The sequence below is a fragment of the Acidovorax facilis genome, assembly GCF_050626955.1.
GTDB classification, from domain to species: Bacteria; Pseudomonadota; Gammaproteobacteria; order Burkholderiales; family Burkholderiaceae_C; genus Acidovorax; species Acidovorax facilis.
The window spans coordinates 4,588,779-4,606,216 of sequence record NZ_CP192460.1 but is presented as its reverse complement, the minus strand read 5'-3'; the positions used below and the strand labels follow the sequence as shown (position 1 = coordinate 4,606,216).

Here is a 17,438-nt window from a genome sequence, read left to right as displayed (position 1 = left end):
CATTCAGCATCCGTACTTTCCCGAGGAATCGCCACCCATGCCCCAGGCCAAAGCGGCATCGACCCGACGCAGCAGCACGAGCAGCGGCAGCAGCACCCAGCGTGCGGCCCCCAAGCCCTCATCCTCAGCCCCGGCCCCCGGGCCCGAAGACGCGCCCGACGCCGCTTCGCCCTGGGCCCCTGTGTCGCACCGCGAACGACAGCGTGAGGCCAAGCGCAACGCCGTGCTGCAGGCGGCGGCCCAGCTGTTCAACGAGCGCGGCTTTCACGCCACCTCGCTCGACGACATCGCTGCGCGCCTGAACGTGACCAAGCCCACGCTGTACTACTACGTGAAGAACAAGGACGAGATCCTGTTGCAGTGCGTGGGCAAGGGGCTGGCGATGATGCTCGAAGGCATCGACGCATCCCGCGCCGCAGGCGGCAAGGCCATCGACCAGCTCATGACCTGCATGCAGGTGTATGCGCGCATCGTCACCATGGACTTCGGCATGTGTCTGATCCGCGTGGGCGACGAGCAGGTGCCCCCCGAAAGCCGCAAGGAGCTGCGCCGCCTCAAGTCCGCCATCGACCAGGAGTTCCGCCGCCTGGTGGCCGAGGGCGTGGCCGAGGGCTCGATCCAGCCCTGCGACCCCAAGATCACGGCCTTTGTGATTGCGGGCGCCTTGAGCTGGATCGGCCGCTGGTACCAGCCCGGCGGCGAGTACACAGCCGAGCAGGTGGCGCAGCAGTGCATTGCGACTTTGTGTGATGGGGTGTTGCGGCGGCCTGCCCAGGCTGCTGTGCCGGAGGTGGTGCCTGTCCCTGCCGCCCAGCGCAAGGTGGGGGGTGCCAAGGCCAAAACCCCGGCTCGGTCCGGCAAGGCCTGATGCCTCCCAGGGGCTAGGATCTCAAGGTTTTTTGGCCTCTTCCGCGCGATGGGAATGTCTTGATAGCTATCTATTTAATAGCCTTTTGCAGGGCGTTGCGTTTGCATCCCTGATGCTTGCGCACCCGTCTAAGTTGAGCTTTTTATAACCTCACGCTGCGCTTGGACAAGCTCAGCGTGACAGGTTGTCGTCAATGCCGTGCCTTTGCTGCATGGTGCGTCAGCGGCTTCCTGTGATGGGCTTGCTTAAACAGGTTGTTTAACCCGCTACCGTGTTCTTAGTGCTGGTTTGGGTTTTATAAGTCGTTGATTTATATGAAATATTCTGCGGCATAAAGCATTGCTTTACCTCTAGGTATTGCCAGTTGGCTTAAAGACGGCTGCATCTGACAGATACCAACGGGCCCAGCGCCGCTGACCGAGAACATTGATCACCCCTTCATTGCGCAACTCCTCCAAGAGCTTTTGTACGGCCTTCATAGGAAGGGACGGAAGCACTTGTCTGAACTCGCTCAGTGGCGCACCGGCTTCGCCTTGGTCTTTGAGATGCTGCAGCAGCAAAGCCTTGTTGGTTCCATGATCCAGCCCCCGTTTTCGGGTGTAGGTGCCTTTGCCGCCCAGCGACGCATACAAGGCAGCCGCCAGGATGTATTTGGTGGTCTTACCCCTACCAATAGTTTCTACGGCACCCACTTCCGCAAGGGCTGGCAATCGTTCCTGTAGCTGGGGTGCCATGGGCCGACCCTGTTGCAGGCATTCCAGGGCCAAATAGTCCAGTGTAGATAAGCTGCGCAGCGTCTCCTCCCCCAGCCGCTCCATGAACCGCACAAACGCCGGGTTGCGTACGCCACCCTCCAGCGTCAGCCGCACCTCGTGCGCGGCGGTGCCGGCAAAGCTGGGCAGGGGCTTGCCTTGACGCACAGCACTTTCCATCATTAGGTTCAAGCCCTGGCCGGACCGTTCGATTAGCCCGCAGCGCCCCAGGGCTTCGGCCAGTCGGCGGTTGCGCGGGTATTGCTGGTCGATGATGTTCTCAGGCGTGATGCCAGGCGGCAGGCCGCCGGGGCTCACTACCTCCAATCGCTTGGCAAATTGCCGCACAAAGACCGAGCCGCCCAGGCGGTAGTCGCGGTGGGCCACCGCGTTCAGGATGGCCTCGCGTACAGGCACCTCGTCAAAGGTGGGCAGGTCCATGCGAAAGAAATCGTCCTGGTAACTCTGCCGGTCGTTACGCAGGTTGATCTTTTTCCACAGTGCGTCTTGCCAGGCGAAGAAGCCTGCGCGGTATTCCTCGCGGTCGGCCGCCGGGCCTGCGGATTCCGAAGAGCGGTATTCAAACACCAACTCGGCCTGCGCCAGCCACCGCGTGAGTCCTGTGCGCGTGCCAAACAGGATAAGCGCCGCGTAGCTCACTTGGTCGCCGTCCACCAGCAGTTCGGCATCGCGCAGCGTTTGCAAGTCGCTCAGTTCGCGCCTGCGCGTGTCACCGCTCTTTTGGGCCCAGCGTTCCCGGAACAGTGCAATGGACGTCGGCTCCAGGTCGGCCAGCGTGGCACCGGGACAGGGCTGGGCTGAAAAGTCAGGGCCCGTTTCGGCGAACATCTCTCGCAGTTCCTGGCCACTAAGAGCAGCCAGATCGTCGCCCGCACGCTTGAAATAGCGACCATCGATCTCCCACGCCGTACCCGGCAGGCGTGGTGGAACGTGAACGATTAGTACGCGCCCTCCGGGCAACAGCAGCTCTTCCACTGGAATGCGGTGCCCCAGCCGCTGGTGTAGCCCAGCCTCAGTCCGTTCCGGTGGGTCAAACGCCTGGGTCCCCACGATGCTCCGTGGGCGTTTGTCCGTCACGCCCAGCACGATGGTGCCGCCGCCCTCGTTAGCCATTGCCACGCAGTACTTGAGCAGCTTTTCAAAGTCGTAGCGCTGCTTGGCCTCTTTGAATTCCAGGCGTTGGCCTTCGGGTTCAAGTAGCCATTGTTGAAGCTGGGCGACAGAGGTGGGCATGAGGCAGGCAGTAGCAGGCAGTGGGAACGCCTGAGAGTCTGCCATGCGGCGCCGCCGGGGGCCTAGTGTGAGCAGTTTTGGAGCTCTTTGTGTCCCAAGCGCTACCCGATCATGCGCAAGTAGCTATTGATTTGATAGCGTTTTGCGCGGTGCCCTGGGGGCTTGGTGTTCCGCCTGCCCTGCCGCCAGGTCATCCAATATCGGACAGTCCGGCCGGTCGTTGCCCTTGCAGCAGGACACCAGGGTTTGCAGACTGCGCTGCATGGCCTGCATCTGGGCGATGCGTTCGCTCAGGTCGTCGATGTGCTGCTGGGCGATGCGCTTGACCTGGCTGCTGGCGCGGCTGCGGTCGTGCCACAGGCCCAGCAGCTCGGCGATTTCTTCCATCGAAAATCCCAGGTCGCGGCTGCGGCGGATGAAGTGCAGGGCGTGTACGTCGGCCTCGGTGTACTGGCGGTAGCCGCTGTCGGTGCGCGCCACGCCGTTGATGAGGCCCAGCGATTCGTAGTGCCGCACCATGCGTGCCGAGATGCCAGCGCGCCGGGCGGCGACGCCAATGGGCACGGGCCAGGGGGTGGCGCGGGGCGTTGCGGCCCGGGTGCGCGGGGCCCGTGTTGTATTCGGAGAGTGGGGCGTGGTCATGGTGTGGCCCTCGCTGGGTGCATGGTGGCGCGGCGCTCAGGCCGCGACGGAGTAGCCTTCTTCGGCAATGGCGGCGGCCAGGGCTTCGCGCGGGGCGGTGCTGTCCACATCCACCTTGCCGCTGGCGCGGTCGATGCGCACCTGGGCGTCGGGGTCTACCTGCTGCACGGCCTGGGTGACGGCGCGTTCGCAGTGGCCACAGGTCATGCCTTGAACTTGGAAAGTAGTGGTGGTTGTCATGGGGTGTCCTCGGGTTGGTTTTCAAGAGGGCCGTTGAAGCGACCCAAGTGAATGTTGAAGCTTGACATCGTGGCAGAGTCAAACACCGCTCAAGACACTCATGGTGTGAGGGTTGATCAAGATCAATGCTTGACCTTGCCATCACGTCAAGGATCAGCATCCCGGCCATGAACACCATCACCACCCCCCCCAACACCGCGCCCGGGTCTGTGCACTCGCTGGACCTGGGCATTTCTGGCATGACCTGCGCAAGCTGCGTGGGCCGTGTGGAGCGCGCGCTGCGCAAGGTGCCGGGCGTGCAGGAGGCCTCGGTCAACCTGGCGACCGAGTCTGCGCGCATTGCCTTTGTCACGCAGGTGGGCGCCGACGCCGCTGCCATGGAGGCCGTGCTGCGCCGCGCGGTGCGCAATGCGGGCTACGAGCCGCGTGCGGCGGGGCAGGAGGACGCGCCTGAGGACTTGTCACCCTGGGCGGGCTTCATGCCCGTGGGCATTGGCCTGCTGCTGTCGGCGCCGCTGGTGCTGCCCATGATCGGTGACCTGTTCGGCCAACACTGGATGCTGCCCGCCTGGGTGCAGTTTGTGCTGGCCACGCCGGTGCAGTTCATCCTGGGGGCACGGTTTTACAAGGCGGGCTGGCATGCGGCCAAGGCGCTGAGCGGCAACATGGACTTGCTGGTGGCGCTGGGCACCAGCGCGGGCTGGGGCCTGTCGATGTGGCTGTGGCTGACGGCGCCCACGGACCACCCGGGGCATGCGCCGCATCTGTACTTTGAGGCGTCGGCCGTGGTGGTCACGCTGGTGCTGCTGGGCAAGTGGCTGGAGGCGCGCGCCAAGCGCCAGACCACGGCGGCCATCCGTGCGCTGCATGCGCTGCGGCCGGATGTAGTGCATTTGCTGACCAAGCAGGGCGAGGTGGATGTGCCAGTGTCCGAGGTGCTGGTGGGCGACGAGCTGGTGGTGCGGCCGGGCGAGCGCATCCCGGTGGACGGCACGGTGCACGAGGGCCACACGCAGGTGGACGAATCCATGCTGACGGGCGAGCCCTTGCCCGTGGCGCGTGATGTGGGCGCGGCGCTGACGGGGGGCTCGATCAACGGCGATGGCCGCATCGTGATGGCGGTGACGGCCGTGGGCGCCGAGACGGTGCTGGCCCAGATCATCCGGCTGGTGGAAGACGCGCAGGCGGCCAAGGCGCCGATTCAGAGGCTGGTGGACCAGGTGTCGGCCGTGTTTGTGCCCGTGGTGCTGGTGGTGGCGGTGGTCACGCTGCTGGGCTGGCTGTGGATGGGCGTGGGCATGGAGGCCGCGCTGATCCACGCCGTGGCCGTGATGGTGATTGCCTGCCCCTGTGCGCTGGGATTGGCCACGCCGGCGGCCATCATGGCGGGCACGGGCGTGGCGGCCAAACACGGCATTTTGATCAAGGATGTGCAGGCGCTGGAACTGGCGCACAAGGTGGATGTGGTGGCTTTTGACAAGACCGGCACGCTGACCGTGGGTCAGCCTCGGCTCACGGCGTTTGAGGTGGTCCCAGGCTTCGACGATGCGGCCGTGATGGCGGCGGTGGCTGCGGTGCAAAGCGGCAGCGAACACCCGCTGGCGCGTGCAGTGGTGGCGGCTGCGGGCGAGCGGCAGATCCGCGTGGCCACCGCGCAGGACGTGCGCGCCGTGCCTGGGCGCGGCACTGAGGGTGAGGTGGAAGGCCAGAGCTACCTGGTGGGCAGCCTCCGCTGGATGCAGGAGCTGGGGGTGGACCTGGGTGCGCTCGCGGTGCGGGCACAGCAGCTGCAGAACGAGGGGGCCACCGTATCAGCTGTGGCCCAGCGCGTGACGGAAGGGTTAGCGCTTCGGGCCCTGATGGCTTTTGGTGATGAACCCAAGCCCGGTGCGCGCGAGGCGCTGGCGGCACTGAAGGCGCGTGGCATCCGCACCGTGATGATTTCGGGTGACAACCGCGGCGCGGCCGAGGCCATGGCCCGGCGCCTGGGGCTGGACCCCGACGCGGGCGAGGTGATGGCCGAGGTGCTGCCGGGTGACAAGGCCGCGAAGGTGGTTGCATTGCAACAAGGGCCTGATGGCAAGCGCCATCAAGTGGCGATGGTGGGCGACGGCGTTAACGATGCCCCAGCCCTCGCGGCTGCGGATGTGGGCATGGCCATGGGCAATGGGACCGACGTGGCCATGCACGCGGCGGGCATCACGCTGATGCGCGGCGACCCGATGCTGGTGGCAGCGGCGCTCGATATCTCGCACCGCACGGTGATGAAGATCCGGCAGAACCTGTTCTGGGCGTTTGCATACAACGTGGCGGGCATCCCGCTGGCGGCCCTGGGCTTTCTGAGCCCGGTGGTGGCGGGGGCTGCGATGGCGCTGAGTTCGGTGAGCGTGATGGCGAATGCCCTCTTACTCAAGCGGTGGCGCATGTGATAAATACGTACAACACGGGCATCGATGTCTGGCAAACTGCAACGATTTGTTGCGAATCCGTGGCCTCGGGGGAGGTGCGACGGGCGCACAGGCATACCAATATATGAAGGACGACAGATCATGAATCTCTTCTCGCTCATGCGGCAGTTCACCATACGTTTGCGCATGCTGGGGGCCATTGGCGTGGTGCTGGGCCTGCTGGGGCTGCTGGGGGGCGCGGGCATGCTGGGCATGTTCCGCATCCACAACATGAGCCAGGACTTCATGGACCACTCCTTTGCCGAGGTGGGCTACATGGCCGAGCTGCGGGGCGAGATGGGGGCCATTCGCCAGTTCGAGAAGGACATGATCATTGGCTACGAAAAGCCCGAGGCGGTGAAAGCGGCGCACGCCAAATGGCTGGAAAGCCAGGACAAGGCCAAGAAGATTGCCAACAAGTTCCTGGAAGGCGAGGAAGACTCTGACAACCCTGTGGTGCGCAACATCGTCAAGCGCCTGGACAGCTACCGCGAGCTGTTCGCGCACGTGGCGCGCCAGCTGGAGGCCAGCGGCTACGACACGGCCACGATTGCCAACCGCATGAGCGGCAAGGCCGTGGCCGAGTTTGCCGAGGCCGACAAGCTGATGGCGGAGCTTGATTCCGTGCTGCGCGCCGAGGTGGCCAAGTCGGTGGAGCAGCAGGGCGAGGTGTCTGACCAGACCAAGTGGCTGTTTGTGCTGGCCGTGCTGATCACCGTGGTGGTGGTGGTGCCCACCACGCTGATGAACATGAACTCCATCTGCCGCCCGTTGGAAGACGCACGCAGGATGGCGCAGGCGATTGCGGGGGGCGACCTCTCGCAGCACATTGCGGCCGAGGGCAAGGATGAAGTGGCCGACCTGCAGCGCGCTCTGCGCGACATGCAGCAGGGCCTGGGCGCGCTGGTGGCGCAGGTGCGCGATGCCAGCGGCAACATCGCCACAGCCAGCCAGGAGATTGCCACGGGCAACCAGGACCTGTCGCAGCGCACCGAGCAGACGGCCAGCAACGCCCAGGAGGCCGTGTCTTCGCTGTCGCAGCTGACCGCCACGGTGCAGCAGACGGCGTCGTCGTCGCAGATGGCGAACCAGTTGGCGGCCTCGGCCTCGCAGATGGCCACGCACGGCGGTGGCGTGGTGCAGCAGGCCGTTGCCAGCATGCACGAGATCTCCACCTCCAGCCGCAAGATCGGCGACATCATCGGCCTGATCGACTCGATTGCGTTCCAGACCAACATCCTCGCGCTGAACGCTGCCGTTGAGGCCGCCCGCGCGGGGGAACAGGGCCGGGGCTTTGCGGTGGTGGCCAGCGAAGTGCGCAGCCTGGCGCAGCGCTCTGCCGCAGCAGCCAGCGACATCAAGGGGTTGATCCAGAACAGCGTGACGGCCGTGGACGGTGGCGTGCGCCACGTGGAAGAAGCGGGCACGGCCATGAAGGACATCGTGAGCAGTGTGCAGCGCGTGGGCGACATCATTGGCGAGATCACGGCAGCGGCGTCCGAGCAGTCGGCCGGCATCGGCCAGGTGAATGGCTCGGTGGGCGAGATCGACCGCATGACGCAGCAGAACGCGGCATTGGTGGAAGAGTCCGCTGCTGCCGCCGAATCACTTCGCGAGCAGGCCGCGCGGCTGTCGCAGGTGGTGCAGCAGTTCCATCTGGCCGACGACCAGCACTCCGTCGGCGTGCGGCAGACCGTCGCCCTACAGCACGGTACATCCATGGCGCTGGCGGCTCCATCCGTCCAGGGTGTTGACCTTGATTCGGCCATCAAGGCCCATGCGCAGTGGCGCACCAAGTTGCGCGATGCCGCCAAGAAGCATCAGCAGCTTGATGCCGACACGATCAGGCGCGATGACTGCTGCGAGCTGGGTCGTTGGCTGCATGGCAAAGGACAGGGGTCTTATGGCGCCTTGCCTGCCTTCCAGTCGTTGGTGGGCAAGCACCGCGACTTCCATGAAGTGGCAGGCGCCATTGCCCAAACCATCAACCGGGGCAACTACGCGGACGCCGAGCAGGCATTGGCGGGCAATACCCCGTTCTCGCAGGCCTCCAGCGCGGTCGGTGCCGCCATCATCCAGTTGCGCAACAGCCTTTGAGGATCGGGTATCAGGGCCGCAGCTGACGGACCGGATGATCCTGGCCTCGGATGGGTGAGGCGTCTTGGGGCCCCCGGCGTGGCAGCCCCGGTATCTCTTGATCTGCGTCAGGCGGTGTAGGCGCGCATCGTGGCAATCTTGAAACCCCGTATCACCCTGGGGAGTGCACCATGCCGTCGATCAGCCTGCGGACCATTCGCGAAGAGCATGCGTCGCTTGCGGCTGTGCTCCATTCCTTGCGCCTGATGCTGGACCAGGGCCCGGGCGATGCGCCTGCCGCGTTCTTTGACGTGATGCGGGCCATGCTGTTCTACATCGACGAGTTTCCCGAAAGGCAGCACCACCCCAAAGAGTCGCAGTGGCTTTTCCCCAAAGTGGCCGAGCGCGCGCCCCAGGCCGCTGAGGCCATTGCGCAGCTGGAGCGCGACCACGAAGGTGGCGAGGCAGCGGTGCGGGAGCTGCAGCACCTGCTGCTGGGCTGGGAGCTGATGGGTGATGGCCGCCGCGAGGCCTTCGCCGACGCGCTGCAGCGCTATGTGCGCTTTTACCTGGAGCACATGCGCACCGAGGAAACCGTGGTCCTGCCGGCGGCGCAGGAGTGCCTGCAGCCCGGTGATTGGGTGGCCATTGACGCGGCCTTTGCCAGCAACACCAACCCGCTGGCCCCGGGCAAGCCGCGCGATGCGGCGTATGACCGGTTGTTCACCCGCATCGTGATGCGGGCGCCCAGCCCGATTGGGCTTGGAAGCCCCCCCTGAGTCGCCTTCGGCGCCTTCCCCCTCAAGGGGGACGCCGCCAGCGTGGCGGGGCGGCCCTTGCGCGGCGGCCCTGGCTTGGGGCGCGCCGGTATCCACCGTTGTGTGGCGAGACTGCCGCTTGGTGGACAGGGCTGTTCAGCCCGCTGCCAAGGCTGGATAGTCGGTGTACCCCTCAGCACCGCCTCCGTACAGCGTCGCGCGGTTGATTTCGTTCAGCGGGGCGTTGCTCTCCAGGCGCGCCACCAGGTCGGGGTTGGCGATGAAGGGGCGGCCAAAGGCCACGATGTCGGCACCGTGGGCCAGGGCGGTATCGGCCAGCTCGCGGGTGTAGGCGTTGTTGACCATCCAGGCGCCCTTGCCACCGGCTGCGCGGTAGGCGGCCTTGAGAGCGGCGTAGTCAAACGGGCGGCCTTCCACCTCGCGCGGGCCGCCGGTGGCGCCTTCGATGATGTGGATGTAGGCCAGGTCCAGGGGCGCGAGCTGGCGCACCACGTGGTCGAACAGGGGCTGGGGGTCGGCGTCGACGATGTCGTTGGCGGGGGTGACGGGCGACAGGCGGATGCCGGTGCGGCCACCGCCGATTTCCTCGACGATGGCGCGGGTCACTTCCAGCAGCAGACGGGCGCGGTTGGCAATGCTGCCGCCGTAGTCGTCGGTGCGCTGGTTGGCACCGGTCTTGAGGAACTGGTCGATCAGGTAGCCGTTGGCCGCGTGGATCTCCACACCGTCAAAGCCCGACGCAATGGCGTTGCGTGCGGCGTGGCGGTAGTCCTGCACGATGCCGGGGATCTCTTCGGCATCGAGCGCGCGAGGCATGGAGGTCGGCGTGAAGGTGGGCACGCCGTCCTTGATGAGCACGGTCTTGGTGTTGGCCTGCACGGCCGAGGGCGCGACGGGGGCGGCGTTGCCGGGTTGCAGGTCGGTGTGCGAGACACGGCCCACGTGCCACAGCTGCACAACGATCTTGCCGCCGGCGTCATGCACGGCGCGGGTCACCCTCTTCCAGCCATCCAGCTGCTCGGTGCCGTACAGACCGGGCACATCGGCATAGCCCTGGGCTTGCGGGCTGATGGCCGTGGCCTCGGAAATGATGAGGCCGGCACTGGCGCGCTGCGCGTAGTAGGTGGCAACCAGGTCGGTGGGGATGGCCTCGGGCGAGCGGTTGCGCGTCAGGGGCGCCATGGCAATGCGGTTGGCCAGCTGAAGGTCGCCTGCGCGGGTGGGTTCAAACAATGAGGTCATGGTGAGGGTGTCCTGAGGGCTGTGTGCAAGAAAAGCAGTCTTCCAGCTTAATGCTGCAGCGCAAAACGTGCAGCACACTTGCGTCAACAAGGGCACAGGTTTTGTGTTAGCCCGGTCGCTCAGACTGTCGTGCCAGCGGCGCGGGGGCCGTTGCACGAGAATGGACTGCCATGCCCTTGCCACCGCCTTCCGCACCGTTGTTCGTCTCCCCGTTGCGCAGCCTGTGGCTGGCCGTGGCCTTGTCGATGGGTGCTGCCATCTCGCTGGGCATCACGCGGTTTGCCTATGCCTTGTTGTTGCCGCCCATGCGTGAGGACCTGGGCTGGTCGTACACGCTGGCGGGCGGCATGAACACGGTGAACGCGCTGGGCTATCTGCTGGGGGCTCTTGCCACGCCGCTGCTGTTGCGGCGCGTGGCCCCGGGGACGGTGCTGGTGGCAGGTGCGGTGATGGCCACGGTGTTCATGGGCCTGAGCGGATTTTTCACGCAGGCAGCGCCCCTGCTGGTGCAGCGCCTGCTGGCCGGTGGTGCCAGTGCGCTGGTGTTCATTGCGGGGGGCCTGCTGGCGGCGCGGCTGGGCGCCCAGGTGCCGGGGCGCAGCGGCTTGCTGCTGGGCCTGTACTACGGCGGCACGGGCTGGGGCATCAGCCTGTCGGCCTTGCTGGTGCCTGCGGTGCTGGGCGTGGCGCCTGCGCCGCATGGCTGGACCTGGGCCTGGTGGGCGCTGGCGTTGGCCTGCGTGGCGGCCACGCTGGCGCTGCTGTGGCCGGCGCGGGTGTTGAGCGGGCTGGCTGCAGCTGTGGCTGCTGCATCGGGGACCCCACCGGCGGCTGCAGCGCCCGACCGCGTGCGCTGGCGGGCCCTGGCCCCTGCGCTGCTGGGTTATGGCCTCTTTGGCGTGGGCTATATCGGCTACATGACCTTTGTGGTGGCGCTGCTGCGCGAGCAGGGCCGGGGTGCGGGCGAGGTGACGCTGTTCTACGCCTTGCTGGGGCTGGCCGTGGTGCTGTCCTCACGCATTTGGGCCGGGCTGCTGGACCGCAGCCGGGGCGGAGAGGCACTGGCGCGGCTCAATGCGCTGCTGGGCGTGGCCACCATCCTGCCCGCCATCACGGGCGCGTGGCCGGTGGTGCTGGCCTCGGGGCTGCTGTTTGGCGGGGTGTTCCTGTCGGTGGTGGCATCGACCACGGCGCTGGTGCGGCACAACCTGCCGCAGGCGCTGTGGGCCAGCGGCATCAGCGCGTTCACCATCGTGTTTGCGGCGGGGCAGATCGTGGGGCCCACGGTGGTGGGCTGGATTGCCGATGGCCCTGGAGGCCTGGCGCGCGGGCTGGTGTTCTCCGCCTGCGCGTTGTGGGTGGGGGCGCTGGTGGCGTGGCGGCAGAAGCCGCTCTAGCGCATCTGGAGTTTTGGCCGTGTGTCGTGCGATGCGCTCCCAATCGATACTGGCGCGGCCTAGACCAGAAACGCCGAGCAAGGGCCGCCCCGCAGCGAGGGTGTTGTCCCGCTGCCCGCGTAGCGAGAGCGGGGGGAAGGCGCGCAGCGCCTCAGGGGGTATCCCTATTTCAGCAGGCCTTCTGCCTTCATGGCCGCCTGCACCGCAGGCCGTGCACCCACACGCTCGCGGTAGGCCGCCAGATTCGCCAGGCCGGAGATGTCGAGCTTGGTGGGTTGGGTCCAGTTGGTCACGGTGAACAAGTAGCCGTCGGCCACGGTGAACTGGTCGCCCATCAGGTACTGCTTGCCGGCGAGTTGGCCATCCACCCACTGCAGGCGTTGCAGCAGCCGCTCGCGCACCATGGGTTTGTAGTCCTCGGGAGTGGCGGGGTTGAACAGGGGGCTGAAGCCCTTATGCAGCTCGGTGCCGATGAAGGTCAGCCACTCCTGCAGGCGGTAGCGCGCCAGGGTGCCGTTGGCGGGGGCCAGTTGCTTGTCGGGCACCTGGTCGGCGATGTATTGCACGATGGCCGGGCCTTCGCGCAGGCGCTCGCCGTTGTCCAGCTCCAGCACGGGCACGTAACCCAGCGCATTGATGGTGTAGTAGTCGGTGCCATCCTGCAGCTTGTGGCTCTTGGTGCTGGCCAGCACGGGGGTGTAGGCCAAGCCGGCCTCTTGCAGGGCGATGTGGGGAGACAGGGAGCAGGCGCCGGGGGAGTAGTAGAGCTTCATGGATCGGTCCTTGAATTCGTGAAAGAGTGACAAACGGTGAAGCTGTCGATGCTATGCGCTTCGCTGTTTTTATGTCGGCCGACAGTGCGTGGTGGCCTCGGCCATTCCTCTGCGGCCCTCACCCTGGTAAAAATCTGTAACCCGCGTAGCCCACCTCCTGCATTCCCCGCGCGCAGACCGCTCCTGATTTGGTAGCTGCTTGCGCATTTCCCACGGCCCCTGCAGCCCGATTCCTTGCATTCACCGCGCCCACACCGGCCCGTCCCATGTAGGGGTCATTCCTAGCTAGGAACACTCCTAGCTAGGAGCCTTCCCAGTTTCGCGCGCTGATGCCTGTAGGCACAGTCGCGCGCCATGCAAGTCGCCCCCTCAGCCTTCACCTACGCTCCCGCCCTTGGCGACCTGACCAGCCTGCCCGCTCCTGGCAGCGCACGGCTTTTCCCGGACCAGCCCCAGGACAACGCCAGCGCCTTCACCGACAGCGGCCCAGGCGGCTATGGCCAGCCCGATCCCCAGAACCCCCAGGCTGACCCCGCCCTGGCCAGCACCTCCCTCTTCGCCCCCACCGACCACACCCCCAGCACCACACTGGCCCTGATGGTGCAGGCACAGACCAAGCCTCTGCTGGTCACCCCGGAGAACGCAGCAGGGCTGGGCATCGACTTTGCTCACACCAAACCCCTGCAGATCCCCCCCGAGAACCCAGCCACTGGCGCCGCCGGCGCCCAGGCAGCAGCCCCCAACGCCAGCCCCACCGAGATCGCCGCCCTGGAGCTGCTGCTGGCCGAGCCCGCCAACCAGGAGATGGTGGCCCAGTTCGGCCCGCCCCTGCGCCCCCTGAACACCGACACCAACGTCGGCCAAGGCATCCTCGCGCGCTTTGGCCCCGACCTGGGCGCGCGCCTGACCCAGCTGCAAGAAGCCCAGGATGGCGTACGCAACCAATACCTGCACGCACTCGACCAAGCCACCCAGAACCCCGGCCCCGATACCCCGGGCAGTCAATGGGTCCCTGGCACCGGGCAAGGCGAGACCGCCGAGCCTGGGCACTGGACATTGGACCCCACAGCGTTCTCGCGCCACTACGCCCAAGGCGACAGCCTGGCCCAACGGGTCTTTGCCGATCTGCACGGCCAAGACCCCCTGGTGTTCCATGAGGGCAGGGAAGGTGACGCCCACAGCGAACCCAGCTACCACACACTAGGCCCCTTCAGGCTCGCCCAGGGCCAGCCCTACGGCAGCGACCCCAGCCTGCCTGACGCCTGCCTGCTGCGGGACTACACCCAACTCAGCCCAGAACACAGCGCAGACCTGATCAACAAGGAATACCTGTGGTTTGACCCCGTCAACGGCTGGAGCACCAGCGCAGACAACATCCAGGCCCCAACGGGCTTTCTGGACAAAGTCCTGCCCGTCGCATTCAGCGCACTGATGTGCATGGTGGCCTTGCCGCCTGTGGGCACCCTGCTGTCACAGGCAGGGGCAGGCACCTTCGTTCAAGGCGCTGCCATGGGGGCCATGGGCAGTGCGATCTCCCAGACGGTGATGACCGGCGGAATCGACTTCGGCAACCTGCTGCGATCGGCCCTGACGGGGGGCATTGCAGGCAGCGTCATGCAATACACAGGCCTGAAGGACATGCTGGGCAGCGCCGACCTGGCCAAGAGCAGCCTCGCACATCTGGGCAAGGCGGGCCTCACAGGCTTGCTGCAAGAAGCCACGGGCGGCAAATTCAAAGACGGCTTCATGAACAGCGCCCTGGCCAGCATCGCGCAAGGGGTGGGAGACCATCTGAATCAGCAGATCGGCGAGCTCAAGGACATCAGCCCCGAGCAGGCCAGCGTGCTCAAGCTCCTGAGCAAAGCTGCCAGCAGCGCATTGAAGATCGCGGGCACCAACGACCCGGCGGCGGGGTTTGCGAGCGAGTTTCTGAGCGGAGTGCTGGGCGACGGGCTCCAGGGGGCGCAAGGAAAGGGGCAGGAACAGAGCCAGGTGGGGAATGAGGGACAACCGGGACAAGCTGCACAGCCGGGAGACAGGCCCTCCAGCGACTGGGTGAGGAACCTGGGGGCCAGTGAGGTGGATGCGCAGACGGCGCAGTGGGTTGAGGCATTTGCCAACCCGGCTGCATTGCCATCGTCGCAAGGCATCCAGGTCGCGTCCGCCCCCATAGGAACAGTGGGTGATGCGGGTTACTTTGATGACAGTGGCGCTTACATAGAGCCCCCCCAACTGATCTGGCCTGACGGCACCACCAGCACGCTGGCACAAAGCAGCGACGGCGAGCCCATGCTGGCGGAGACCGAGGTGCGGGAGACTGCGCAGCCGATGCTGCCAGAGGACTTTCGCAGACAAGAGATCGAGTATCGCAACAGCACAGAGGTACAACCACCACAGTACAGCTTCACGGAACTGGTGGAGATGTCCCACAGCCCCGTTGACAGCTACAGTGCCCAGGAGTACCGGGACGCCGCCGCGCAGTACCGAGCGAGCATGGGAGAGGACTTCCGGCGGGACAGCATCTACAACGGCCTGTGGACCCGAGCCGCAGCGTTGGACGCTGCAGCAGGCGGCGGATGGGGGCAAGAGGTGATCAATGACATCACCGGCTTTGCGACGGAAGAAGGGCTGCATGCACAGACGGGGGTGGCGATAGGTGGTGTGCTGGGTCGAGGTATCGGCAATGGGCTTGGCAACAGAGTTGACAATGCGCTGGGGGCCGTGGACAAGACGCCGGATGGAGGGCCTCAGGCGGGGTCGGGTATTGGCGGTGTTGTGGCCGAAGGCGCAGGGGATGCTGCCGCAAGAGGAGCTAGTAGGTCGCTATCAGAGTTGATCTTAGAACGTCCATCGAGCAACCAATGGGGGACTCTTGAAAATGGCACTAACCAGGGCGTAAAGCATTTTTCTGGCTATTGGGAAAGATTTCCTGAACGTATTCCATCGCTTGAGACCCGGCTTGGATTGGAAGCCGGGACTTTTGGTAAGTCTCAAGAAGGATTTGATGCATTCACTAATGCCGCCGAATCAGTGGTTAAAAATGGTGAAGCAAGACACTTAGATAATGGAAAATCCATTTATTTCGTTAAAGGTGTCGAGAATTTAAATAAAGGTGTTCTTGTTATCGTGAAAGATGGGAAATTTCAGACAATCATCGCCAAGCGATCCAAAGACCTTTATGAAAATGGAGTGATGTCATGAAAATTAGTGGAAAAATTAAGAGCATTGACGTCGACGGATATGAGCGACTCTTATCAATTCAGACGGACGATCGATTGGTTTGGTGCAATCTTGTCCAACCAAATGAATATTTAGAGCCAGGGCAGTCGTCCATTTATTTAAAGATGGATGAGCCTGTTCAATTGAAAGTTGGATTATTTTTTATCGCCGATCATAGGGTGCTTGAAGGCAGGGCTGATAACGCGATGAGCCAAGACGCTTATGGGTCGCCTCATGCGATTGTGATCGGTGAAGTTATCGGGAAGATATCCTCGGACACCTATTTAATTGAAATTGAAAAAAATGATCAAATTGAAGCTCAGTTTGAGTCTAATTTGGAACTGAATAGTGGAGACTACATTCGCGTAGCAGGAGAGCTAGCTGTCCAGGACGGGGTCTCTCTGTAAATGAGTGCGGAGTGCTGGAGGGCGGTTTCAAATCTGAAGTGCAACACCCTCACCGAGGGTAATGTACGCAAATGGGAACGAGATACGAACACTTGCAGCCAGAAGAGAGAGCGGGCGCTGGGGTCAAGTCTTGCATCTTGCCCCTTGGCATTCATGCACTTCAAGCCAAATCAGGCTACAGCGATTAATCATCAAGCGCAAGAGGCTATCAATTAGATAGCGTTTCTCAGCTAGGTGTCGCATCCCGGACGATCATACGGGCGCTCCTGCACAACGGCCCAACTGGCAAAGGGTGGCCCATCTTTCCGGGCACCCTCCCGCTCAACTCGCACAACCAGATCGGCCTTGTGGTCACCCTCGGCATCAGCGTAGACACCGTTAGGGCCTTCTGGTGCGTCCGCTGTCGGGGGCTGTAGGACGTCTCAGGTATTCCAGCCTGGCAGGTCGCGCTGCACCTTGCGCAGCAGTGCAGGCCAGGCAAAGGCGCCGCCCAGGCCGCCCGTCTGCACACGCATGGCCTGGGCCACGCCGCTCACGATCTGGGGGTTTACGGCGATCAACTCGCCACCTGCCTGCGCGTCGATCTGAATGCGGCATGTGTTCTCGAAGGTGTACATCGACAGGAACGCGTCGGCAATCGTCTTGCCCACGGTGAGCAGCCCGTGGTTGCGCAGCATGAGGAAGTTGGCCTCACCCAGGTCGGCCTGCAGGCGTGGCTTTTCTTCGTCGCGGAAGGCCACGCCCTCGTATTCGTGGTACGCCAGCGAGCCCAGCACGAAGGTGCTCTGCTGGCTGATGGGCAGCACGCCGCCCTTCTGGGCGCTGACGGCCACACCGGCACGCGTGTGGGTGTGCAGCACGCAGCCGGCTTCGGGCCGGGCCTCGTGCACGGCGCTGTGGATCACAAAACCGGCCGGGTTCACGGGGAAGGGCGAGTCGTGCAGCTTGTTGCATTGCATGTCCACCTTGATCAGGCTCGATGCCGTGATCTCGTCGAACATGAGGCCGTAGGGGTTGATGAGGAACTGGTGCTCGGGCCCCGACACCGATTCGGGCAGTTTGGCGCTGATGTGGGTGAAGACCAGGTCGCTCCAGCCGTACAGCGCAACGAGCCGGTAGCACGCGGCCAGGTCGCAGCGCAGTTGCCATTCTTCGGGGCTGACGCTTTCTTGCAGCGTAGGGATGTTGAGCATGGGGTGGTGTCTCCGTTTTTTGAGGAATGGGAAACGCCACTGTAGGGCGATGGGGCGCACTGGTCTGTCCGGCAGGCTACAGGTGCTGCATTTTTACGGATTGCTATTAAAAATATAGCTTTCTTCGCCCGTCCACAAATCGCTAGGGC

The 17,438-nt window shown here is 64.5% G+C and carries 13 protein-coding genes and 1 pseudogene; 8 read left to right on the top strand and 6 right to left on the bottom strand.

The genetic code is table 11. The features are described from left to right. Positions 1-37: 37 nt before the first annotated feature. Positions 38-868 (top strand): TetR/AcrR family transcriptional regulator, encoded by an 831-nt coding sequence (locus tag ACQ4MJ_RS21120; protein WP_431151383.1) that lies wholly within the window; start codon positions 38-40, stop codon positions 866-868. A gap of 350 nt (positions 869-1,218) precedes the next feature. Here ACQ4MJ_RS21120 and ACQ4MJ_RS21115 read toward each other — a convergent pair whose 3' ends face one another. The 3 genes from ACQ4MJ_RS21115 to ACQ4MJ_RS21105 all read right to left on the bottom strand — a co-directional run bounded on the left by ACQ4MJ_RS21115 (position 1,219) and on the right by ACQ4MJ_RS21105 (position 3,756). Then, positions 1,219-2,874 (bottom strand): ATP-binding protein, encoded by a 1,656-nt coding sequence (locus tag ACQ4MJ_RS21115; RefSeq protein WP_409889194.1) that lies wholly within the window; start codon positions 2,872-2,874, stop codon positions 1,219-1,221. A 123-nt stretch (positions 2,875-2,997) separates the two neighbouring features. Then, entirely contained in the window at positions 2,998-3,516 is a 519-nt protein-coding gene (gene cueR, locus ACQ4MJ_RS21110) for a Cu(I)-responsive transcriptional regulator (RefSeq protein WP_431151384.1), read from the bottom strand. Positions 3,517-3,552: 36 nt separating this feature from the next. Beyond that, complete coding sequence (locus ACQ4MJ_RS21105; protein WP_431151385.1) at positions 3,553-3,756, bottom strand: heavy-metal-associated domain-containing protein; 204 nt, start codon at positions 3,754-3,756, stop codon at positions 3,553-3,555. A 167-nt stretch (positions 3,757-3,923) separates the two neighbouring features. On the opposite strand from ACQ4MJ_RS21105, the gene ACQ4MJ_RS21100 reads away from it, so the two are divergent. From ACQ4MJ_RS21100 to ACQ4MJ_RS21085, 4 genes and pseudogenes are all read left to right on the top strand, one after another. Continuing rightward, positions 3,924-6,185, top strand: coding sequence for a heavy metal translocating P-type ATPase (locus ACQ4MJ_RS21100; protein ID WP_431151386.1), 2,262 nt, complete (start codon positions 3,924-3,926; stop codon positions 6,183-6,185). A 120-nt stretch (positions 6,186-6,305) separates the two neighbouring features. Beyond that, positions 6,306-7,868: pseudogene (locus ACQ4MJ_RS21095) on the top strand (methyl-accepting chemotaxis protein); the annotation flags it as partial. A gap of 54 nt (positions 7,869-7,922) precedes the next feature. Beyond that, positions 7,923-8,300, top strand: coding sequence for a CZB domain-containing protein (locus ACQ4MJ_RS21090; RefSeq protein ID WP_431173712.1), 378 nt, complete (start codon positions 7,923-7,925; stop codon positions 8,298-8,300). A gap of 170 nt (positions 8,301-8,470) precedes the next feature. Further along, positions 8,471-9,058: a hemerythrin domain-containing protein gene (locus ACQ4MJ_RS21085; RefSeq protein WP_121421759.1), complete on the top strand. Its 588-nt coding sequence runs from the start codon at positions 8,471-8,473 to the stop codon at positions 9,056-9,058. 135 nt (positions 9,059-9,193) lie between these two features. Here ACQ4MJ_RS21085 and ACQ4MJ_RS21080 read toward each other — a convergent pair whose 3' ends face one another. Continuing rightward, entirely contained in the window at positions 9,194-10,300 is a 1,107-nt protein-coding gene (locus tag ACQ4MJ_RS21080) for an alkene reductase (RefSeq protein WP_431151387.1), read from the bottom strand. Between the two features lie 170 nt (positions 10,301-10,470). Between ACQ4MJ_RS21080 and ACQ4MJ_RS21075 the strand changes: the two genes are divergently transcribed. Continuing rightward, positions 10,471-11,697 (top strand): YbfB/YjiJ family MFS transporter, encoded by a 1,227-nt coding sequence (locus ACQ4MJ_RS21075; RefSeq protein WP_431151388.1) that lies wholly within the window; start codon positions 10,471-10,473, stop codon positions 11,695-11,697. Positions 11,698-11,861: 164 nt separating this feature from the next. On the opposite strand, the gene gstA is transcribed toward ACQ4MJ_RS21075, so the two are convergent. Next, entirely contained in the window at positions 11,862-12,470 is a 609-nt protein-coding gene (gene gstA, locus ACQ4MJ_RS21070) for a glutathione transferase GstA (protein ID WP_121421762.1), read from the bottom strand. A 354-nt stretch (positions 12,471-12,824) separates the two neighbouring features. Between gstA and ACQ4MJ_RS21065 the strand changes: the two genes are divergently transcribed. Then, complete coding sequence (locus ACQ4MJ_RS21065) at positions 12,825-15,671, top strand: hypothetical protein (protein ID WP_431151389.1); 2,847 nt, start codon at positions 12,825-12,827, stop codon at positions 15,669-15,671. Continuing rightward, positions 15,668-16,096, top strand: coding sequence for a hypothetical protein (locus ACQ4MJ_RS21060; RefSeq protein WP_431151390.1), 429 nt, complete (start codon positions 15,668-15,670; stop codon positions 16,094-16,096). The genes ACQ4MJ_RS21065 and ACQ4MJ_RS21060 overlap by 4 nt, the downstream gene beginning before the upstream one ends. Positions 16,097-16,518: 422 nt before the next feature. On the opposite strand, the gene ACQ4MJ_RS21055 is transcribed toward ACQ4MJ_RS21060, so the two are convergent. Beyond that, positions 16,519-17,289, bottom strand: a complete 771-nt coding sequence (locus ACQ4MJ_RS21055) for a class II aldolase/adducin family protein (RefSeq protein ID WP_431151391.1) — start codon at positions 17,287-17,289, stop codon at positions 16,519-16,521. Positions 17,290-17,438 lie beyond the last annotated feature (149 nt).